We start from the raw sequence: 20,423 nt of genomic DNA, 5'->3' as shown, positions 1-20,423 counted from the left end.
TCCCAATCAAACGGGCTCTCGAAGTCTTTGAAGGCTATGGCATCGGAATCCTTGTCCGACAAAAGCGGAGCGGTCTCTAGCCGCCCCTCGCCGACCCAATCAATTCCCAAACTGTCCCAATGCACCGCGCCGTCACACTCAGGCGCATAGTAGTCGGTACATTTGTACAGAATTTCAGTGTCAAAACGTTTGGTGACAAAGCCGTGCAAGAACCCCGGCGGTATCCACAATTGGCGGGCATTTTCAAAGGACAACTCATAGCCAACCCATTTCCCATAGGTTGGTGATCCGCGGCGAATATCCACCGCGACATCATAAAACGCACCGCGCCCACACCGCACCAGCTTGCCTTGTGCATGGGGAGGGGCTTGAAAATGCAGCCCACGCAGAGTTCCCGCCCCATGGGACAGAGAATAGTTATCTTGGACAAACTCAGGGAGATGCACACCCGCCTGTTCCAGAGTGCGGCGGTTCCAGCTTTCCGCGAAAAATCCACGCGTATCGCCAAAACGTTTGGGTGTCAGGAGCAATACTCCTGGCAGGGATGTCTGTTCTATCAACATGGTCGTTTACACTTCTGTCGTTACCGGCCGAAATAAACGCGAAATAGCGTGAGCCGCGACCTTGCCAGTCTTATGACCAGACATCAATGCAGACAGGTGCTTTTGTGATACGGCCCAGAGGTTTTCACCACACCTGTCGCACCGCAGGTTTTGTTAACGCCATAGAGGGCACCGTACGGTGGGTTTGGAAACCGATAAGACTTGCATTGCTATTGGTCAATCAACGGGCAACCCGCCCATGACCACGGCCCCTTACAGCAAGCTGGAGTTTCACATGCCTGACCTTTCCGCCAACCTGTCGCTTCCTTACCTGTTACCGTCTCAGGCTCAGAAACATGTCACTCATAACGAGGCCCTGCGCCAGCTAGACACCTTGGTGCAGATGGCCGTTCAAAGCTTTAACGCCTCCGAAGCTCCGCCAGCACCCGAAGATGGTGAAATTCATGCCTTGGGCCTTGCTCCGACCGGGGTTTGGGCAGGGCAGGGGGGACAATTGGCAATCTACAACACCAATGCCTGGACCTTTTTAGCCCCAAAAGATGGCTGGCGCGCCTGGGATATGCAGGCCTCAGAGCTCAAGGTCTATTCCGCCGGTGTTTGGCTGCCGATCATGCCGGAACTGCAAAACCTTGAGGGGGTCGGGGTTGGCACAAGTTCAGATGCCACCAACCGCTTGGCCGTTGCATCGGATGCAGCCTTGCTGACCCATGCCGGCAGCGATCATCGCCTAACGATCAACAAAGCCGGACCAACAAATACGGCCTCGATGGTGTTTCAATCCAACTGGTCTGGGCGTGCAGAAATTGGCCTGACAGGGGATGAGGACTTTCATTTTCGCGTTAGCAGTGACGGCTCCTCTTTCAAGGATGCCCTGACGCTGCGCAGCGGTGATGGCACCGTGACAGCGCCCTGTTTGATGTCTGGAAGCATTGATATTTCCGGAGATTCCGTTGGCTACGTCCCAACCCCAAGCGCGGGCGGCATGTTTGCGATCAATCTTGTCGATCCCCTATATCCGCAGGCCCCCCATAGCGGTCTCTTCTCTTTTGATACCGGCCCGTCGATGTTGTTGCACACATTGGCCGCTGGATCGCGCATGAACAATCTCAACACCGACACACTCACGGGCACCAGCGGGACAGATGAATACACATCCCTTGCGGTGCGGGCCGGTGAGCTACAAATTGAAAACCGCTATGGAAGCTTGCGCCGCTATGCCTACACCTTCCTAAATACCTATTGATACCGGCAGACAAACAAGGGCCCCGCCAATTTGTGGGGCCCTTTGTGTTTCGCGCGCGAAACATTATCACGTAACTATTTGATTTTATTAAGACCGACAGGGTCTACTTTCGATCCAAGCCTTCAATTCTTTTGCAAGTTCCGCATCGACCCCGACGCCTGACAGCCGAATTTCCTTGGATTTGGCTGACCAATGCACTGTAATCGCGTCTTGCCTCTGCTCTTCGGTTTTCGGGCGGCTCTCTGGACGTTTTTTCGTCTCTGTCTCGGCTGATAGAGACTGTTTTAACGCGGTTTGTTCGGCCTCTGAATCGGCGGGGTTTTCGCGTTTCAGCACCTGAATCACATGCACCGAAAAACCCCGATCCTCTGACAAACGCTTGACCAGGCTAAGACCCAAGCGCTCTCCGATGGCCGTGGGATATCGCAACGTGCCATCAAGGTGGCGGACCAGACTCACAAACGATCTGATCTTGGACTTTTTGGCCCGGCTTGCGCTTGAATAGAGACTATCTAGCGCCGCCCGGTCATGGGGGTAGACCCCTTCTTCGACAGCTTTGACCGCGATGCGCGCCCGTTCGTAATGGCTTAACCCAACGCGAATTTCGTTTTCTTCGACCATGGCGCGATAGGCTTCTGCGGTCTCTCCGGGCCGGGTGACGCGGGCCTCGACTTTGGCGAAGCGGGCATCACCGGTTTCCTCAAACAGCTGTCGCAAGGCCATCAGGCGGCGCCATCCCGCGATCAGGCCATAACGACCTTCCCCAAGATCAACCACCTCGATTGGTGTTTGCTGGCCTCGTGCCTTAAGCGAGGCGACCAAGGCCTCTTGCTCCTCTCCACTCACCCCCAGGCGGTCGCGCACAAGATAGCTTGCATCGACGGCCTCCAAGGGCAGGGCCTCGATGAAACGCCCGGCTTCGCGGGCACGGGTCATCTCATCCGAGAGGGCTTGTAGGGCTGCGGTTGAGGCGGCTTCGGCGGCAACCTGTGCGATGGGTGGCGCCGAAAGTGGGCCGGCGGTGACAGGGGGTGTCTCGACCTCCAGAAGATCGGGGCGGGGCGGGGTCAAACGCTTGCGGCGAGCCATCAAACAGCCTCCTTCGATTTGGCAGAGGCCTGTGCCTCAAGCTCTTCGCGCCGCCAGATCCCCATCAAAAGGGATTTGAACGCCGCATAGGTGGCATCAAAGGTCTCGCGCCCCCGGGCATAGGTCTCGCGGTTGAAGTCGCGGTAATCCGCCTCGTAGATGCCATTCACCTGTTCGCCCGCCTGACCAATCAGCGCGGTAAAGTTTTGGCGATGCGGTGACAGGACCCGGCCCAAATAGGCCTGCATCAACCCGCCAAGCTCGGCCTGTTGTGCATCATCGTAGCGGGTGATCACCGCACGCACCGCATCCCATTCAAAGGCCAGCTCATCATGGCCCAAGGCGCGCGCGGCGATGTTCTCGCCCTCTTCGATGCTGGCAAAGGTGGCGTGCAGCATATCGAAAAACCGCCCCGTGCTATCGAACTCTAGAAACGAGGCTCCAAGTGGCACCAAAAGGATATCCGCCGCCGCCAAGCCATTGATGGTCAGGTAGCCAAGGGCAGGGGGCGTATCGAGGAAGACGATGTCATAGTCATCCAGAACACCTTCGGCCTCGAGGCTATCGGTCAACGCATCCCAAAGCTTCCAACCACGCGCTTGCATCCGCCAGACCGGGATCTGAAATTCGGCCCAATAGAGGTTCAGCTGAGCGCCAATCAGATCAATATTAGGCCAATGGGTCTTCTGGATTAGATCGCTGGCGCTGACATCAACCGCATCGCTAAGCGTTTCATCCAGCGGGATCGGAGCTTCGCCGCGATCAATCCGACCTTGGTTGGTGCTGCGCAGGTGGCGGGCGTAATGACCGGCCAGCAGTGGAAAGATGGTTTTCCATTCGTCTTGCACCTCACCGCCAAAGATAGAGGTCATCGACCCCTGACTGTCGAGGTCAATGACCAACACGCGATAGCCATCAAGAGCGGCGGACATGGCCAGATGTGCGGCGGTGGATGTCTTGCCAACGCCACCCTTGAAATTGGCAACCGACACGATTTTCGCCGGCAGGTCTTTGGGACGGTAGGGTTTGTAACTCCGGCCTTTGGCGCCGGCTTCGGCGAAATGCCCGCGCAGTTTGAGCACCTCATCAAGCGAAAACCATTTGGCTCCGCCTTCGGTTTCGGACCGGCCCTGAGGCAGGTCAGGGTTCTGACGCAACACGCGCCGGAAATGTGCCTGGGCCACCGGGATCAGATAGCGGCAGATTTCCCAAGTGGAAAACAGTCGCAGCTGCTTGTGCCCACTTTCGTCATGTCCCCGAGACGAGAGATCGGTGCGCCCACGTGCGCAGGCCTCAGAGATGCTTTTGAAATCGGCTGTGGCCATGGGGTCGCCAAGGTCGGCCAAGGCAATATCTGGATCGATGTCAAAATAAGGGGGGCGATTGTCTGCCTTTGTCATATACTGCTCTTACCGGTTGATTTGGCGCTTATGTGACGCCTTTTGGACAGTGTACCGAAAAACACGTCACACGCAATGCATTTGCGAACATCCGTATCATTTCTAAGCAAAATCAAGGCGTCAATCGGAGGGAAATTGGCGGCTGACAAATTTCTTTTAGTTATGAATCTGTTATATTCTTAGTTAGGGGATGTATCTGTGCATCCTATCTACCTGAATCCACGCCTTTTTTTGGATCGAATTTTGTTATGGTGACTCTGATCCCACGATAGGGCGACTCTAAACCCACGCTAAAGCGACTCTGAACCCACGTTGAGAATTGGGCAGAGTGGTGGACGCGGCCTGTGGATAATTCTAGGTTGGTGTAAATGAAAACACGATTCTGCCGTGCCCGGATTTGACCGGTCAATGCGCAGAACAACATGAGCAGTCAAATCCAGACGGTGAGATCTGGGGACAGAATGAGGCACGAGAGATGGCAGACCTCTCCATAGGTTCCGGGCTTTTGCCCGACCGGCATCCGACGGGTGACTTCTTTGTATGCGACATCTTTGATGCGCTGCCCAAAGATGATCTGGCCACGATGGAACATCCGATCTTTTCGCTCTCGACCCGGCCTGACAAACGCATTTTGTCGTATTCCCATAATGATGTTGAAATCACTGTGACACCATCGGTGCGCGGTCTGGCGACGATCCATGACAAGGATATCCTGATCTATTGTATCAGCCAGCTGATCGCCGGATTGAATGCCGGGCGGGTGGTGGCCCGGACTTTGGTTTTGCGGGCACATGATTTGCTGGTGGCGACAAACCGCGAAACCAGCGGTGATGGCTACAAGCGCCTGCGTGACGCGTTTGAGCGGTTGGCCGGCACCCGCATCACCACCAATATTGAAACCGGCGGGCGCGAGGTCACCACCGGGTTTGGTCTGATTGAAAGTTGGCAGATTGAGCGCCGCAGCAAGGGCGGGCGGATGGTCAACGTTCAGGTCACGATTAGCGATTGGTTGTTTCGCGCCATTCAGGCCAAATCGGTGCTGACCCTGTCCCGCGATTATTTCCGCCTGCGCAAACCTTTGGAACGGCGGGTGTATGAATTGGCACGCAAACATTGCGGGCGCCAAGCGGGCTGGACCATTTCGGTGGATACGTTGTTGAAGAAGTCCGGCTCGGCCAGTCCCCGCCGGGTGTTTCGCAAAATGATGCGCGATATGATCGCGGCGGATCATCTGCCGGGCTATCAGATCGAAGAACAGCCCGGCGACCTCATGCGCTTTACGCCGCGCGATGTGGTTGTGGAGCCGGGCCAAGAGGCCGGACCCATTCTAAGCACCCGCACCATGGAGCAAGCCCGCGACTTGGCCCCTGGGTGGGATGTCTACGGGCTTGAGGCCGAATGGCGCTCTTATTGGCATCGCTCAGGTCGGCCAGCTCTGCGTAGTCCGGGCGCGGCGTTCTTGGGCTTTATCAAGGTGCGCATCACGCAAGACGCGGGCCGCTAACTCTCTGGTCTTGTGCCGCCCTTTAGGCGGGCACACAGTCGGTTTGCACGGTTTGCAAAACATGACGTAGAACCTTTGCACCATAGGTCGGGTTCATATGGTGATAGTCATCCGCATAGTCCGCCAAGGTTTCATCCAACCGTTTGGCCCCGTCATGGTATTGGGCACGGGTCAGCCCGTTTTCGGATAAAATATCCCATGGCTGGGAGATAAGATGGACGTTCTGGGTGGCGAGTTCGGCGCGCACAATGTCATGATAGTGCTGCAAGAAGCCGATGTTGTTTTGAGCCGTCTGGCCAAATTGAGCCCAGACCTTGTAACGCTTGTCCTCAATGGGGCAGTGAACGCTTGGGATGGGGGGGACTAAGATATAGACGCGCGGTCCCGACCAGTTCATCCAATACTCGGGCAAGGGCCCTTTTTGGTATATGCTTGGGGCAAAGCTATCAAAGGCCTCACGCGACATGGGGGGCAACCCTTCGATGTCACGAATACCATCAATGCTGAACCGGCTTAAGTTGCGAACAAAGTCTTTGGCCCGGATTCCAGTCCCCACCAAGACCACCGCATCGGATGAGGAGAGATCCACCGTGACATCACCGAAGTGGTCCTTGAGAAAGGAGACATGGCGGGGGTGGTATTTCTGGAGGTCATGCATGCCAAATTGCTTATCTTTCGATAGCTCAAGTTGACCATACAGAGTGGAGTTCGCAGCAAAGAACTGTAGATCGACGTCAAAGCCGTCTTTGATGTGATCCCATCCGCGCCGCAGGGCGGCGACATGGGAATTCCCGACCAATGTGATACGTGGGTTCATTTGGAAAACGCCTCTAGTAGGGCTTCTTCGCAGACAACGTCGTCTTCGATTTGCTCTGGTTTTGGGGGCACCTTGAGCTTTGGCTTCGGGCTTGTCTTCTTGGGGGCCACTTTGCCATCTGGGTCATGGGCTTGCATGAACAGGCTCATGGCGCGCTGGACCCCGTCGGGCGTGACCGAACGCATATTGGGGGCAAAGTTTTCGCCGCGTGCGGTTTGCGAGGTGATGACTTCGTAAGATGGGAAATAATCCACGTCTTTATGATAATCTTCATAAAGCGCGCCACAAACCGACCGTAGCACCGATTTGGAATAGCTTGAGGCGACTTCGACATGTTGGCCGGTCGCCGTCGCGGTCAGCGGGACAGGCGATACCGTGACCAAGAATTTGGCCCGCGGATTAAAGGCCCTGATCCGTTTGCGCACGGCGCGAAAATCGTTGAGCACCTCGTTGTAGCGAAAGTTGTGAAACTTGTAGCGCGTCTCGTCATAGTCTCCGGCAATGGTGCCGGGGGCGGTGGGGTAAACGGTGCTGCCATCTTGCGACATCCAGGCCTCGGTTAGCCCAAAGGTAAACACAAAGACATCCAGAGTGCTGAACAGCTCGCGGACCGCAGCCAGATGGCTTTGGCGATGGCGGCGCACATCTTCGGGGCTGGGCAGGCCATCGGGTTCCACCGAGGGGCGCAGCGCATCATAAAAGCGACCATCCTTTTCCCAGATCGCATCGGTGGGCTCAAAACCATCAAAAGCTTCGGCCAAAAGCTGGGCCATCTGTCGGGTGGTATATACGTTGCCATAACGGGCCGAATACAGGTTATAGCCAAACCGCTGGAGCACCGAATCCGGCACATTGGGACCGCGTTCGCCATCCATGATCCGAAACCCGGCATTCTTTAGCGTGCGGCCAACATGTTGGGCAAAACAGGACCCGGCGGTGACAATCTTGGCCTTGCGCGAAATGCGAAATCGGGGCGTGTACAGGCCCTCGGTCGAAAACTGTGGACGGTTGGCGACGCCGCTGCGCCAATAGGCCGTGTCCGGGAGACCGCGATAGGGGGAGGGTGCTTTTGCTGTCATGGGGACCTGAGCCACCTTTGCTGTCGTGGATGAGAGGCGATGCGCGTCTCTCGTTGTTTTCAAAAACACCACAGTTGAGTGAAAAAGAAAAGAGAACCAAAGCCGCAGATTGTATCTTGGGGCTATAGGTCGTGGTGCAATCCAATGTCGCGACGCAGGATAGATCGGCCTGATGTGTCTAGAATGTCCAAACGATCATAGATCTGCACCAGCCGATCGCGGAGAGCGTCGTGGGTTTCAGCGGCGACAACAAAAGCCGTGACGCGGCTGCGCCCAGAGAGGTGATCCGAGATGTCTTCGCCTTGCATGCGATAGATGTAATGCTCCTCGACCAATCCGTCAGCCAAAAGCGCATCCATGCCGGTGACGCGGTCAAAGACCCCTTCCGAGGCATAGGCATTATTGGCGGAAAACACCCGTGAATCGGGATTGGTCTCAAAGGCCACAGCCCGGCCCAATTGTTGATCAATCGAGGCCCCGACATAATCAAAGCCGGTGACAAGTTCGACCACACGGTTGGCACCGGGGCCACCGCCAATGCGACCCGCAACCTCAAGCACCACCAAGCGGCCGTCTTGTGTCAGGATCGATTGGATCAGCATCGGCCCGTCCGACAACTCAAAGGCGCGGGCACAGGCCTCGGCCTGTTCCTGCATCAAGGTTTCAATCTCGGGCGTCTGTCGCGCCGGGGCGAGGGTGGCATGACAGGTGGCTTCGCGCCCCTCCGAGAACCATGTCTTGTGGCGTTCGCGCGCCAAAAGCACATGGGTTTTTCCCTCGATCACGATGCAGTCAATCGACAGCTCCATGCCCTCGACAAATTCCTCAACCAAAACATCGCCGCCGCGCGCCATGGCAAAGCTTTGATCAAGCTGTTCGGTCAACGCGGCCTCATCCGCCGCAAAAACAACGCCAAGCGATCCGGTGCCACCAACCGGTTTGGCCACCACAGGAAAGCGCAAGCCATCGGTGTTCACCGCCTCTGGGCGATCGGCAATGATCCATTTCGCCGTATCAACGCCGCCCTCGCGCAGCACCTGTTTCATCGCGTCCTTATTGGTGAGCCGATGCGCCGCCACAGGGGTCAGGGGGGAGGCGAGCCCAAGCGCCTGACGCACCTGAGCCAAGATAGGCAAGGGTTGGTCAAGGCAGACACTGATCACCGCCTGGGCGTTCAAATCACGCGCCGCCTGTTCCACCGCCTTTGCATCCAATGTGCTGATTTGCAGGTGCTCATCGGCATGGTCTGCTGCGGGGGGGGCGTCTTTGTAGTCGGCAAGGGCCGTCCAGTAGCCGAGCGATTTCAGACGTTCAATCACCGCGATATGCGGGCTGACGCCACCCAGAACAAGGGCGACGGGTTGAGACGTGGGGCGGTTGGTCATCAGAAAAGTCCTTGTGGCTGGCGGGCCTATCAATCGTCGCTCTCGGGCGTGTCCATGTCGTCGGCGCTCCGGAGAGCAACCTGGTCCAACATCACACGCAGCCTGTCGGGTGAATTATGCATCATCACATCAATGATCGAGAGCCGGGGAATAAACGGGTGGTTGAATTGTGTGTAGGGGGCGCTTTGATCCTGAATGAACTTCAGATCAATGCCGGATTGGGCAAAGTCATCTGTCGAATACAGGGACACGCCACCGGGAAGGTTGATATAGCGCTGACCGCCAAGGGCTTTGGTCACGGCAATCACCCGTTCCGAGCCTTTGATATCGGCGCGGGGATGATCGAGTGAGGACACCTGATCGCTCAGGGGCAGGTCGAGATAGTCAAAGACATTGCGCACCGAGGCGATGGCCAGTTTGGACATATTGCCGTCATGGGGGCCAGAGAGGGTTTTGGCGACAAGGTCGACAACCGCCTCAACATGGGGGGCCTTGCGGTATTCCTGTTCGAGCTGGCGCAGGAACTTCTTTTGAAACTTCGCGTCCACGCCGCATCCGATATCCATGATCCGCGCGCTCGAAGACACGCCGCGCGCCGGAATGGTGAAGATCAGCGGCTTGCCTTGGTTGGAAATTCTGTTGCGGTTGACCCAACCGCCTTTCATGAATTGCACATCGTCATAAAAGACGAAGTGATCAGCCGTATGAGCCAACTGGTAATACCCTAGATAGGGAAAGACATAAGGCTGCATGATCGCAACTGTGGTGGGGGCATGTGTCATCGAAGTGGCACCTTATGAGAGACGCGCAGGGTGGGATGAACTGGCGCGTGGGGTAAATAACAGCACATCATGACACCTGTGCCATGTTGCGAAATAGAGTGTGGCCCGGAAAAGCGAGCTTGGGTTGCGCGCGCATCCAGCGGAACAGAGCCTGATACCGGGGGCGGTTGGCCCGGGCCCAGGCCATCGCATCGTCCAGTTGGGACGGATCACGGCAGATTGGAATATCCACACCCGAGGCCTCGATCACCGCCTCGATCTTATGCGTGTTGCCGGGCACCACGACAAAAGGGATTTCAGCGCGGCAGGCCGCAAAGAAGGCATGATGGCGCCCGGTGACCAACAATCTGGCGCTGCGCAGGCTATGAACCAGCCCCGGCCAGTCAAAGTCTGCCAGCGAGATATAGGCGCTTTTCCGGGATAGAGATCCGCTGGTGATCTTTACAAAGGCGTTGAACTCTTGCGAATAGAAATCTGTCAGCACGGTCTTTCCGGTGAAATCCTCCACCCGATCAGGCTTGGAGATACTGGCCCAGTAGGAGCAATCCAGAAACATCTGTGCTTCGACACCGTGAGTGCGGATCAACTCTTGTTGGCTGCGAGGTTCGCGCGCCGAGATGAAAGACAGCTGCCCAAGCACATCATCAAACCGTGCATCGTTTTCTTGCCAGACCGTGTTGATCAGCATGGCACGCTTGCCCGCATCAAGGGCCGCGCGCAGCGCTTCCATTTTCTGAATATGGTTGCGGCGATTGCGATGCATTGAGCCTTCACCATTGGCCACCAAAATATCGTAGCTGTCATCCTCGACCAGCACACCATAGCGTTTCATCAATGCCGTGAGATAGTTCATCACCGCCTGACAGCCGCAATGATAGTCGGAATGGTCGCCGATCAGACGCAGGCGCAGAGGTCGGAAATCGCTTCGGGGGGAAAAGCTGGCTGTTGTGGCGGTGCGTTTGTCGGGCAGATTGTCGGGCTGTGTCCCGGCTTTGAGTTCTCTCAGAAGCTGGGCCTCGCCGGGCCAATTGTTGCCAAAGCTCGGGGCGGCGTTGCGGAAATAATTTGACGGGGCACGGTCTGTGCCGACCTGATCCACAAAGGAAAACCCGTAGGTACCAACATTGTCCAGAGAGCCGCGCAGTTGAAACAGTGTCCACAGAATTTGGATGCCGGAGCTGCTGGACGAGCGCAGCAGCAGGTTCAATTGATGATAGGCCTCACCTGTCATACTGGCCAGACGCACGCCGTTGGCGATGAATTCTTTGAGCACGTCAAGGTTCGGGTCGAGTTCCGGTGGTCCCGCTTTCCAGAGAAAACGGTGCGGTGAGCCCTCTAGGGCTTGGAGGAGGGCTGCCTTACGCGGGTGGGCATGACCTTGGAAGGTCGAGATCGTTTGCACCACCACGTCGGTCTTTTGACCTAAATCGGCGTGATATTGCGAATCCAATGAGAACCGGTTGAAGCGGATCACCACGTCATGGTCGTCGATCTCGGCCCCCTTGCCAGCCCCCAAAGCATTGGGGGAATTGCCCACCACGGCAATCCGGATATTGGGGTCACGGAACAAGGCAAACAGCGCCTCTTGCCCGTCTTTGAGCTGATGCAGAACCTCGGCGGCTTGGGTGATCTGGGTGGGTGGAACCTGATTTTCGGCCCGGGCTAGCGCGGCCAAGTGCGGAGCGGCGAAGAACGCTTTGTCCTGAGTGGAAAAGAGGCGGCCAAAACGCGCCAGCAAGGCCTCTAACCTATCAGGCTGCCCGGTGGTGCTGGCGTAATGCTCGGCGAGCATCGCTACGAGTTGAGGCAATGCCGAAGTCTTTTCTGCGGCTTGCAAAGCGCGCTCCACGCCTTTTTTCGCCTGATCGGGGGCGGCTGAGGCCGACAAGATAAGCTCGGTGGCACGGCTAATGGCCAAAGGCGGCAAGTCCTCATCCAGAAACCTGACAAGCCGGGGAATCTCGGCGGGGTCAACAATCTGGAACAGGTAGAGAAAGTTGATGTACTGCGTCCGGCGCACGGGGTCGTGGGGATCTGCGTTGACGGATTTTCGCAGGATCGCCAGAGCGTCGCTCAAATGCCCTTCGCGGGCCAACCAAGTGGCGACACTTTGCAATTGCCGCAGGCTGTAGGGTTTGGAAAGCGGCATATGTCGGCTGGCGCGGTGCAGCAGGTCGAGCGCCGTTTCGATTTGATTGTTTTGCAACAGCTGTTCAATCAGTGGGCGAAACGTGGCGCTGCGGGTCCCTGCGGTTTCGATGGCCGACCAACCGTTGATGGCAGGGATGGTCTTGTTTCTGAGCGCGCGGTTTGCAGCGCGTCGGTCAAGGAAACCGCTTGAAACCGGGTCTGTTGGATTTTGTGTGCCCAAGGTGGTCATAGCGCAGTTGCCAAGGTCCGCAGGTCGGCTTGGGGGGATAAAATCTGCGCAGCAAGGGCTTTTGCACGTTCACCGTCCATCCCGGAAAATTGTGCCAGATCGGTGAATTTGGCCTGTAGATCATCGGCGGTTAGCGGGACTTCTGGCTCCCCGCGTGGCAGGTCAACTTGGTCCGCGATCACGGTGCCATCAACCAGGGTCATGGCAAGGCGCGCGGCGCGGCGCGCCGGGACAAGCGCCGTTAGATCGGGGTCCTCAAAGACATAAGTGGCGCGCATGATCCGCAGAGTGTCTGCGTCTGCCAAAGCCTCGGGGGCAAAGGCCGCCATGCCGGTTTCTCCGCGCGCCAGTGCGGCCCCCACACAATAGGGGATGCCAAGGCGCGCCGAATAGGGGCCGTCGATCTCGCGGTGATCATGTTTATGAACCGCGAGCTTATAGGTATCGACGCGAATCTCGCGCACGTCCTTGGCCTGAACGCCGTGCCGAGCCCGTAGATTCAGCACCGCCTCGACCGGGGCATGACAATAGCGGCAGGAGGCATAGGGTTTGAGATAAACGGTTTCGACACAATAGGGGGCCTGGACAACAAAAGCCGCCGGGTCCGCCGGTGTTCCGCGCAACATCTGGACCAAGCCGTGATCGCCATCGAGAATATATCTCGGCCCCGGAAACCCCGCATCGGCGGTGATCGCGGCGGCCAAACCGGTCAGGGCAGGTTGCCCAGCATTATAAGGTTTCAATTCGGACCCGGCGGAAAAGGCTTTGACCATCCCCGAGGCCGAGGTGCAGGCCGCCGCTAAGCCTGCGTTCATTTTCACCCGGTCGAATCCCAGCGCCGCGCCGACACCCACGGCCGCGCCAATCACACCAAACACCCCCGACCCATGCCAGCCACGCAGCTTGGCGTCGGGTTGGCAGGCAATGGCCACGCGCAGGGCGGCTTCGTAGCCGACCACAATCCCTTTGAGGAAACTCTCAGGTGTCATACGGGGGTCATGCCCCATCGCCAAAAGCGCGGCAATAAGCGGGCCGCCCGCATGGGTGATGCCATAACGATGACCATCATCGAGCTCGACCACATGGGACAACATGCCGTTGATCAAGGCCGCGGTTAACGGCGCGCTGCTGCGCCCTGTCCCCACCACCGGGGCAGGGCCGTCACCGCCATTGGCAAGCATATGGGCAATGCGTTTTTCTTCGCTGGCCGCCCCGGCCAGAACGCAGCCCATCCAATCCAAAAACCGCAACCGCGCTGTGGCGGCCAAAGCCGGTGACAGCGGTGTGTCGGCCAGCACCATAAGCCCGTCTAACAGACGGTCCGTATCAGAAAGGGAACCAACGGCGGTTTCCGCGGTTGTCATGGTCATTCGGCAGCGCTCATTTGTGGTTCCAGACCGGCGCGGAACAGCGCCAGCATTTTACGCTCGTCTTCCACCACACCATAGGCATCGGCCATGGCGCTGATACGCCGGGCCCAGCTGCGGTGGGGGTTGATTTCGTTCATCTTGTTCGACTTGGTCGATTTGATCACCCCGCCCGAGGTGTCCAAAATCTGGCTGGCATCTTCGTATTCTTCGCGTGTCACCGCCTGCATGGCATTCACATAGCGCAGGTGCGACGGATGGATCACGGTTTTCCCGGTAAAGCCATTGGCCTTGTCGAGTGCGACCTCGCGCAAGAGCCCATCAATCGCATCATTTAGAATGGCGGTATTGGTGCGCAGCGCCCGGTTCAGGTCGATCTGCATGACCTTTTCCAGATCGTCACGTTTATAGGCGAGGAAGTATTCCCAGACCGGGGCCGAGACGATGTAATCCTCTTCGGCGCGGCCAAAGAAGTTCAGAATATCGGCCAGCGCATCGCGCACCGGCAAGATGTCATAGATCGACGAGCCAATCCCGCGGCGCACGCCAAAGAAGGACGAGAAATCGGTGCCGCCAACGCGAATATTCAGGATGTATTGGTGATAGTCGCGCAAAATCCCCAGCAAGGCCGTCAGTTCGGCATTGCGGGTTTCACGAAAGGCGATGGCGCGCCCTTCCAAAATCGGCATCCCATAAAGCGGTGTGTCGAACTTCCGGTTCAACTCGGCCAGCAGGTCCAGATAATCCAGGGCATTGTTGGAATAAAACTTGGGGAACACAAACCCGGTCAGGATATCGGCGAGCTCAGGCGTCAATTTCTCGGCAAAGCTATGGAACTGTTCGGTGGACCGCACCCGCAGGAAAATCAGCGGCACATCGTCATTGCTCAGCGCGCCGGTGCGGACCTGTTCGGCCAGATACCCGAGCTGTTGAATGACATTGGCCTCGCCCGCGCCCAGATCTTCGGCGCGGATCGCGTCTTCGAAACACATGACCATGGACAGCACATCCGGCATCTGGCGCGCGACAATCTTATCCATCACGGCGCGGGTTGACGGCATATACAGCGTGCCGCCCAGACAATAGCGCAGGAATTGGCGATCCGAAAAACGGTTAAAGCTTTGAGGAGCCCGGAAAAAGATATCGGGGTCACTGACAAGGTTATGTTGCATGGGCCTGTCTTTCTTGGCTTATTGCGCGGGCTGCATGGCGGGTTGGCCGGCTTTGACCGGGGCCTGCACGGCCTCAATGATCCGGGCAAGATCATCATCACTCATATCGGGGAAAATCGGCAGGCACAGCACACGCCGGGCCATATCGCTGGCCACGGGCAGATTGGCCGGATCAGCCGAGGGCAGATCGGCATACATCGGCAAATCCGACAGCAGCGGATAGAAATAGCGCCGGGTCAGGATGTTGACCTCGCGCAGTTGATCATAAAGCCCATCGCGATCCAGCGGGTATTCGTCGCCCACCAGAATGGGGAAATAGGCATAGTTTGACCGGGTCTGGTTCAATTTGGGCAAGGCAATCAGTCCGGGCAGATCGGCCAGTGCCGTGCGATAGGCCGCGTCAATCTCGCCCCGGCGTGCAATGCAAGCATCAATATGATTGAGCTGCGCCAGCCCCATGGCGGCGTGGATTTCGCTCATCTTGCCGTTGGAGCCGGGCACCTTGACGGTGAGTTCATCGACGATGCCAAAGTTCTTCAGCTCATCAATATGCTGTTTCATCTCCGCGTCCCGGCAGATGATCGCGCCGCCCTCAAAGGTGTTGAAGACCTTGGTGGCGTGCAAGGACAGCGTCGAAAGATCACCGCGCGCCAGAACCGAGCCCTCGTCGTTATGAACGCCAAAGGCATGGGCCGCATCATAGATCACCTTGAGCCCGTGACGATCGGCGATGTCGCGGATCGCCTCCATGTCACACGGGTTGCCATAGCAATGCACCGGCAAGATGGCGCTGGTGCGCGGGGTGATCGCCGCCTCGATTTTGGCGGGGTCAAGGTTGGCGGTCACCGGGTCGATGTCGACAAAAACCGGGGTGTTCTTGTGCCAGATCAGCGCATTGGTGGTGGCGACAAAGGAAAACGGCGTGGTGATGACTTCGCCCTTGAGATCAAAGGCCTGCAAGGCCGCAATCAGCGCGATGGTGCCATTGTTGAACAGCGCCAGATGCTCCACACCCAGATAATCGGCCAACTCACGTTCAAGCCGCTGATGTAGCGGGCCACCATTGGTCAGGTAACGGTTGTTCCAGATTTCCTGAACATAGGGCAGGAACTCTTCGATGGGGGGCAGAAAAGGCTGTGTGACATGGATTTTCTTGTCTGTCATTTTTCTTCCTCCGCTAGGTCGTATAAATACTGACCATAATCGGTTTTTTTCAGCGCGTCAGCCTGTTCCAGAAGTTGATCCCGGTTGATCCACTTCTTGAGATAGGCAATTTCTTCGAGACAGGCGATTTTATAGCCCTGTCGCGCTTCGACGGTCGACACAAAGGACGAGGCTTCGAGCAAGGATTGGTGGGTGCCGGTATCAAGCCAGGCATAGCCCCGGCCCAGCAACTGCACATAAAGATCACCCGATTCCAGATAGGCACGATTGACATCGGTGATTTCAACTTCGCCTCGTTCCGAGGGTTTGACACCCTTGGCGATTTCAACCACGCGGTTGTCATAGAAATAGAGGCCAGTGATGGCATAATTGCTTTTGGGTTTTTGCGGCTTTTCTTCGACCGAGAGAACACGGCGGTTGGCGTCAAATTCGACCACACCAAAGCGTTCGGGATCATGGACCTGATAGGCAAAGACCGTGGCCCCCAATTCGCGCGCCGAGGCCTGAAGGAGCAGCTGGGTAAAGCCGGGGCCGTAAAAGATATTATCCCCCAGCACCAAGCAAACCGGGTCCTCTCCGATGAACTCCTCCCCAATGATAAAGGCCTGGGCCAAGCCATCGGGTTTGGGTTGAATAGCGTATTGCAGGCGAATGCCAAATTCACTGCCATCACCCAAAAGACGCTTGTATTGCGGCATGTCATCTGGGGTCGAGATGATCAGGATGTCTTGCATCCCGGCCAACATCAAAACGCTAAGCGGGTGATAGATCATTGGCTTGTCATGGACCGGCAACAGTTGCTTGGAGACACCCTTGGTCACGGGATGGAGCCGGGTGCCAGACCCTCCGGCGAGGATGATCCCCTTGCGGCGATTTGTTGGGCTCATAGCGCGACACAATCCTTTTGAACATCTTTGATCTATACTGGGCAAAGACGGTATTTCTTAGCCTTAAGGTGCTTTTGGTACAGCCAAGCAGACAATTCAACCATGCGTGAATACCTGACCTAGCCTTTGCACGTCGCTGTGGTTTCAATGAGGGCGTTATAGGGGCAACTCTTGCTCACTGGGCCGTTGTTCGGCAAGCTTTTGCTGATCAGGGGTCACGTTGACACCTTTTACGGGCGCTTCTAATGTCCGCTCGAATTTTGCAGGGGGGGGAGACGCCCCGACACTGCGCATTTTGGCCTGTTTAAAAATAGAGAGCACGCATGCAGAAAACCAAAGATTTTCTTTCGAAAATGGGCCTGCCGACGGGCGATTGTTATGATCTGCCGACTTCGGAAAAACGCTTTGAGGATGGTGCGCAATACCGGTTCGAAGTGCCGGGTATCCAAGGGCCAAGCGCCATGGCGGCGCTTCTTGAGGCGGTCGAGAAAAACGGCGTGCCGGTGCACCGTGTGACCCAGACCAAAGGGGTCATGACCCTGTTGGATAATGAAATCACCCAAATGGTCGATATGGCCCGGGATGCTGCGGTTGAGCTGGTCTTGTCGATCGGGCCACGCGCCACCACCGATACCAGCGCCTCGGTCAACACCCCCGAAGGGGTGCGCATGGGTTATCGCCTGCGTGGCCAAGAACAAGTGATCCGCGCCGTCGAAGAGGTGCACCGCGGTGTGGCGCTTGGGGTGAAATCCTTTCTTGTCTATGACGAAGGCAGCCTGTGGTTGATGAATGAAATGCGCAAGGCGGGCGAACTTCCGGCTGATGTGCGCTTCAAGGTGTCGGCCCATACCGGTCACGGCAATCCTTGCGCGGCGGCCATGCTGGCGCAGATCGGGGCCAATACATTCAACCCGATCCGTGACATTCAGATGCAGATGTTGTCGGCCATCCGTCAGGCGGTTGATCTGCCGTTGGATGTGCATACCGAAAACCCGGCCTCGACCGGTGGCTTCATCCGCCATTACGAAGTGCCGGAAATGGTCCGTGTTGCGGCGCCGATTTACCTCAAGACCGGTGGATCCGTGGCCAAAACCCACAGCTGGGACAGTTCGGATGCGGATGCCGCGAAACGGGCCAAACAGGTGAAGTTGGTCAAGCGGATGCTGGATGAATATTATCCCGAAGCCGTCACTGTTGCGCCTAAGAAGGGCTAAACCATGCCCGATATCGCGCTATCGGCGCTAGAGCGGTTTTGTCTGGATGTGTTGCTGGGGCAGGGGGTTCCTGCCGAGGATGCTGCGCTGATTGTCGACTCGATCCGCTTTGCCCATACCCATGGCAAAGGCACCCATGGCGCGGGTCGGATGCCGATCTATGTGAACCGTATCCAAAAGGGGTTGATGCAGGCGCAAACCCCGCTGAGAGAATTGTCATCCGCTCCGGCGATGGCGCTGCTTGATGCGGGGGATGGCTTTGGTCAGGTGGCGGCGATCCGTGGTATGGACCGCGCCGTTGAGATGGCCAAAACCTGTGGTATTGGCCTTGTTGGTATTCGTCATAGTCATAACTTTGGCACGGCGGCCTTTGTGGCGGCGCGGGCGGTCGAGTCGGGCATGGCGGCTATTGTTCTAGCCAATGCCGCCCCGGCCATCGCGCCGACCGGCGGGCACAAAGCGGTGTTTGGCACCAATCCAATGGCCTTTGGCTTTCCGGCCCCTGATGGCATGGCCCCGGTCATTCTTGATATGGCGACAAGCCAGGCGGCGCGTGGCAAAATTCGTCTGGCGGCCACCAATGGCGACGATATTCCGCTTGGCTGGGCGCTGGATGAGGCCGGTGAACCAACCTGCGATCCGGTTGCCGCATTGGCCGGGTCGATGTTGCCGGTTGGTGGGGCCAAGGGATATGGGCTGTCGGTTGTGGTCGATATCATGGCCGGGCTGATGACGCGCTCGGCCTCGGGCGGCATGGCGCGCAACCTTAATAACCCCGATGGGCCATCGCGCTGTGGGCATATGTTGATTGCCATTGATATCGCCCAGATGATGCCGCAGGCCGAGTATGACGCCGGCATGCGCGATCTGTCTGCCGCGGCCAAGGATGCGGGGGCGGAGGGGGCGGTCTTCCTCCCCGGAGAGCGTGGTGCGAGCTATATGCAGGGGCGGGGCGATCATGTGCCTCTGTCAGATGCGGTGATTGCCAAGCTCGATGCCCTTGCCCAAACAACCCATGTTGTGCCACTGGAGCGGGACTGACAATGTTCGGACCAACCGTTCTACGAGTAAGCAAAGAAGATGCAGGCCGATGGTAAGTGACACGAAACCCACAGCAGTGGTCCTAGGCGGTACAAATCCGCATATTCGGCTGATCGAATTGCTCCAGGCGCGCGGTTGGCGTGTGGTGTTGGTGGATTACCTTGATGCGCCGCCTGCGGCCCCGCATGCCGATCTGCATGTGCAAGAAAGCACGCTGCACCCCGATGCCGTGGCCCGCGTCGCCCGCGCTCAAAATGCCGAATTGGTGATTGCCACCTGTGTTGATCAAGCCAATGTCGTTGCCATTCAGGTCTCTGAAGAGCTGGGCTTGCCGCATCCCTATTCCTTTGCCACGGCATCGCTGATTGGCAACAAAGGCGGCATGAAGGGCCGTTTCGCCGAGGCCAACCTTCCCACGGCCCAGCATATTTTCCTTGGCGAGGATGACGTCACCGATCTTGAGGCGCGGATCGCGCATCTGACCTTTCCCATGGTGGTGAAGCCAGCCGATTCCAACGGATCGGCCGGGGTGCGCCGGGTTGATGACCTTGAGGCGCTGCGCCTGCACCTTGCCACCGCCTTTGACATTAGCCGCGTGCGTCAGGCCGTGGTCGAAGAATTCGTCGAAGGCGCCGAGCTGTCCATTGATTGCTTCGTTGAAAATGGCCGGGCGAAAATCGTTCTGGTGCGGCGCAAGTTTGATATGCTCAATGTGCCGCGTGACAAGGTCATCCAATCGACCGGATCGATCGCCCCTTGGCCGCTTGAAGAGCGTTTGGACGAGGTCGAAGAGATCCTCTCGAAACTCGCCGCGGCGTTCGAGCTTGATAACGTGCCGATGCTGGTTCAGGCGTTTTTGAATGACAGCGGGATAAGCCTGATCGAATTTTCACCGCGCCTCTCGGGGGGCACGGGATCGGCCGTGACCAAGATGATCAGCGGCTTTGACGCGATCGAAGCCTCGCTGGATAGCTGGCTTGGCAACCCGGTGCAGGTGGCTCTGAACCCATCGGGGCTTTGGTTGATGACCAACACGGTCTATGCCCAGCCCGGAACCTTTGATCGTGTCGAAGGTGTTGATGCCTTGATCGACAATGGCACGATTGCCCGGATGCTTCCCTATAAAACTGCGGGTATGGAGATTGGCAACGATATGTCGACCCGTTCGCGCGTGGGGGCGTTTCTTGTCACTGGACCAGACCGTGAAACGGTTTTTGCCCGGACCCGCACTGCGATTGATCAGATGGAAGTCTATGACACGCAGGGCAACGCGATCATGCGCAAGGATATTTTCGGTCAACTGGCTGAAACCGACTAACATAAAAAAGAGGCCCCC

17 protein-coding genes are annotated in these 20,423 nt (G+C 57.4%); 5 read left to right on the top strand and 12 right to left on the bottom strand.

Annotated elements, in window-relative coordinates; translation table 11 throughout:
* Positions 1-563: dTDP-4-dehydrorhamnose 3,5-epimerase (gene rfbC, locus AC5EFR_RS18645; protein WP_493577246.1), on the bottom strand; the 563-nt coding region annotated here is incomplete at its 3' end.
* A gap of 274 nt (positions 564-837) precedes the next feature.
* Between rfbC and AC5EFR_RS18640 the strand changes: the two genes are divergently transcribed.
* On the top strand, positions 838-1,806 hold the full coding sequence (locus AC5EFR_RS18640) for a DUF2793 domain-containing protein (protein WP_493577245.1): 969 nt from the start codon (positions 838-840) through the stop codon (positions 1,804-1,806).
* A gap of 87 nt (positions 1,807-1,893) precedes the next feature.
* On the opposite strand, the gene AC5EFR_RS18635 is transcribed toward AC5EFR_RS18640, so the two are convergent.
* Complete coding sequence (locus AC5EFR_RS18635) at positions 1,894-2,895, bottom strand: ParB/RepB/Spo0J family partition protein (RefSeq protein WP_493577244.1); 1,002 nt, start codon at positions 2,893-2,895, stop codon at positions 1,894-1,896.
* Positions 2,895-4,295, bottom strand: a complete 1,401-nt coding sequence (locus AC5EFR_RS18630) for an AAA family ATPase (protein WP_493577243.1) — start codon at positions 4,293-4,295, stop codon at positions 2,895-2,897. The genes AC5EFR_RS18635 and AC5EFR_RS18630 overlap by 1 nt, the downstream gene beginning before the upstream one ends.
* A gap of 475 nt (positions 4,296-4,770) precedes the next feature.
* Between AC5EFR_RS18630 and AC5EFR_RS18625 the strand changes: the two genes are divergently transcribed.
* A complete protein-coding gene (locus tag AC5EFR_RS18625; protein ID WP_299929910.1) occupies positions 4,771-5,799 on the top strand; it encodes a replication initiator protein A in 1,029 nt (342 codons plus the stop codon).
* Positions 5,800-5,821: 22 nt separating this feature from the next.
* Here the strand turns inward: AC5EFR_RS18625 and AC5EFR_RS18620 are convergent, their stop codons facing one another.
* The 9 genes from AC5EFR_RS18620 to rfbA form a co-directional block, all read right to left on the bottom strand.
* The gene (locus AC5EFR_RS18620; RefSeq protein WP_299938894.1) at positions 5,822-6,616 is read right to left on the bottom strand and encodes a hypothetical protein; all 795 of its coding nucleotides are present in this window, start codon (positions 6,614-6,616) and stop codon (positions 5,822-5,824) included.
* Positions 6,613-7,695: a GSCFA domain-containing protein gene (locus AC5EFR_RS18615; protein WP_493577242.1), complete on the bottom strand. Its 1,083-nt coding sequence runs from the start codon at positions 7,693-7,695 to the stop codon at positions 6,613-6,615. Before AC5EFR_RS18615 ends, AC5EFR_RS18620 begins: the two co-directional genes overlap by 4 nt.
* 122 nt (positions 7,696-7,817) lie before the next feature.
* Positions 7,818-9,080: an ATP-grasp domain-containing protein gene (locus tag AC5EFR_RS18610; protein WP_493577241.1), complete on the bottom strand. Its 1,263-nt coding sequence runs from the start codon at positions 9,078-9,080 to the stop codon at positions 7,818-7,820.
* Between the two features lie 29 nt (positions 9,081-9,109).
* Positions 9,110-9,862, bottom strand: coding sequence for a WbqC family protein (locus AC5EFR_RS18605; RefSeq protein WP_493577240.1), 753 nt, complete (start codon positions 9,860-9,862; stop codon positions 9,110-9,112).
* A 67-nt stretch (positions 9,863-9,929) separates the two neighbouring features.
* Positions 9,930-12,242: a glycosyltransferase family 29 protein gene (locus tag AC5EFR_RS18600; RefSeq protein ID WP_493577239.1), complete on the bottom strand. Its 2,313-nt coding sequence runs from the start codon at positions 12,240-12,242 to the stop codon at positions 9,930-9,932.
* Positions 12,239-13,612, bottom strand: a complete 1,374-nt coding sequence (locus AC5EFR_RS18595) for an MmgE/PrpD family protein (protein WP_493577238.1) — start codon at positions 13,610-13,612, stop codon at positions 12,239-12,241. Before AC5EFR_RS18595 ends, AC5EFR_RS18600 begins: the two co-directional genes overlap by 4 nt.
* Positions 13,609-14,781, bottom strand: a complete 1,173-nt coding sequence (locus tag AC5EFR_RS18590) for an HpcH/HpaI aldolase/citrate lyase family protein (protein ID WP_493577237.1) — start codon at positions 14,779-14,781, stop codon at positions 13,609-13,611. Before AC5EFR_RS18590 ends, AC5EFR_RS18595 begins: the two co-directional genes overlap by 4 nt.
* Before the next feature lie 18 nt (positions 14,782-14,799).
* A complete protein-coding gene (locus AC5EFR_RS18585; RefSeq protein ID WP_493577236.1) occupies positions 14,800-15,945 on the bottom strand; it encodes a DegT/DnrJ/EryC1/StrS family aminotransferase in 1,146 nt (381 codons plus the stop codon).
* Positions 15,942-16,832 carry a glucose-1-phosphate thymidylyltransferase RfbA gene (gene rfbA, locus AC5EFR_RS18580; RefSeq protein WP_493577235.1) on the bottom strand — a complete coding sequence of 297 codons (891 nt, stop codon included), beginning with the start codon at positions 16,830-16,832 and terminating at the stop codon, positions 15,942-15,944. The genes AC5EFR_RS18585 and rfbA overlap by 4 nt, the downstream gene beginning before the upstream one ends.
* Before the next feature lie 323 nt (positions 16,833-17,155).
* Here rfbA and AC5EFR_RS18575 point away from each other — a divergent pair, with 323 nt between their 5' ends.
* The 3 genes from AC5EFR_RS18575 to AC5EFR_RS18565 are packed head-to-tail and all read left to right on the top strand — an operon-like array spanning position 17,156 to position 20,405.
* A complete protein-coding gene (locus tag AC5EFR_RS18575) occupies positions 17,156-18,046 on the top strand; it encodes a hypothetical protein (RefSeq protein WP_493577234.1) in 891 nt (296 codons plus the stop codon).
* Positions 18,047-18,049: 3 nt separating this feature from the next.
* Positions 18,050-19,087, top strand: coding sequence for an Ldh family oxidoreductase (locus AC5EFR_RS18570; protein ID WP_493577233.1), 1,038 nt, complete (start codon positions 18,050-18,052; stop codon positions 19,085-19,087).
* 49 nt (positions 19,088-19,136) lie between these two features.
* Positions 19,137-20,405, top strand: a complete 1,269-nt coding sequence (locus AC5EFR_RS18565) for an ATP-grasp domain-containing protein (RefSeq protein ID WP_493577232.1) — start codon at positions 19,137-19,139, stop codon at positions 20,403-20,405.
* The last annotated feature ends 18 nt before the right edge of the window (positions 20,406-20,423 follow it).

It is taken from the genome of Pelagimonas sp. (assembly GCF_058892305.1).
The sequence above is the reverse complement of the archived record's forward strand: the minus strand, read 5'-3'. Positions and strand labels throughout refer to the sequence as shown.

Excerpts from the sequence above, each read along its gene's own strand:
- AC5EFR_RS18640 (WP_493577245.1), top strand. The coding sequence starts at position 838 with ATGCCTGACCTTTCCGCCAACCTGTCGCTTCCTTACCTGTTACCGTCT.
- AC5EFR_RS18635 (WP_493577244.1), bottom strand. The coding sequence starts at position 2,895 with ATGGCTCGCCGCAAGCGTTTGACCCCGCCCCGCCCCGATCTTCTGGAG.
- AC5EFR_RS18630 (WP_493577243.1), bottom strand. The coding sequence starts at position 4,295 with ATGACAAAGGCAGACAATCGCCCCCCTTATTTTGACATCGATCCAGAT.
- AC5EFR_RS18625 (WP_299929910.1), top strand. The coding sequence starts at position 4,771 with ATGGCAGACCTCTCCATAGGTTCCGGGCTTTTGCCCGACCGGCATCCG.
- AC5EFR_RS18620 (WP_299938894.1), bottom strand. The coding sequence starts at position 6,616 with ATGAACCCACGTATCACATTGGTCGGGAATTCCCATGTCGCCGCCCTG.
- AC5EFR_RS18615 (WP_493577242.1), bottom strand. The coding sequence starts at position 7,695 with ATGACAGCAAAAGCACCCTCCCCCTATCGCGGTCTCCCGGACACGGCC.
- AC5EFR_RS18610 (WP_493577241.1), bottom strand. The coding sequence starts at position 9,080 with ATGACCAACCGCCCCACGTCTCAACCCGTCGCCCTTGTTCTGGGTGGC.
- AC5EFR_RS18605 (WP_493577240.1), bottom strand. The coding sequence starts at position 9,862 with ATGACACATGCCCCCACCACAGTTGCGATCATGCAGCCTTATGTCTTT.
- AC5EFR_RS18600 (WP_493577239.1), bottom strand. The coding sequence starts at position 12,242 with ATGACCACCTTGGGCACACAAAATCCAACAGACCCGGTTTCAAGCGGT.
- AC5EFR_RS18595 (WP_493577238.1), bottom strand. The coding sequence starts at position 13,612 with ATGACCATGACAACCGCGGAAACCGCCGTTGGTTCCCTTTCTGATACG.
- AC5EFR_RS18590 (WP_493577237.1), bottom strand. The coding sequence starts at position 14,781 with ATGCAACATAACCTTGTCAGTGACCCCGATATCTTTTTCCGGGCTCCT.
- AC5EFR_RS18585 (WP_493577236.1), bottom strand. The coding sequence starts at position 15,945 with ATGACAGACAAGAAAATCCATGTCACACAGCCTTTTCTGCCCCCCATC.
- rfbA (WP_493577235.1), bottom strand. The coding sequence starts at position 16,832 with ATGAGCCCAACAAATCGCCGCAAGGGGATCATCCTCGCCGGAGGGTCT.
- AC5EFR_RS18575 (WP_493577234.1), top strand. The coding sequence starts at position 17,156 with ATGCAGAAAACCAAAGATTTTCTTTCGAAAATGGGCCTGCCGACGGGC.
- AC5EFR_RS18570 (WP_493577233.1), top strand. The coding sequence starts at position 18,050 with ATGCCCGATATCGCGCTATCGGCGCTAGAGCGGTTTTGTCTGGATGTG.
- AC5EFR_RS18565 (WP_493577232.1), top strand. The coding sequence starts at position 19,137 with ATGGTAAGTGACACGAAACCCACAGCAGTGGTCCTAGGCGGTACAAAT.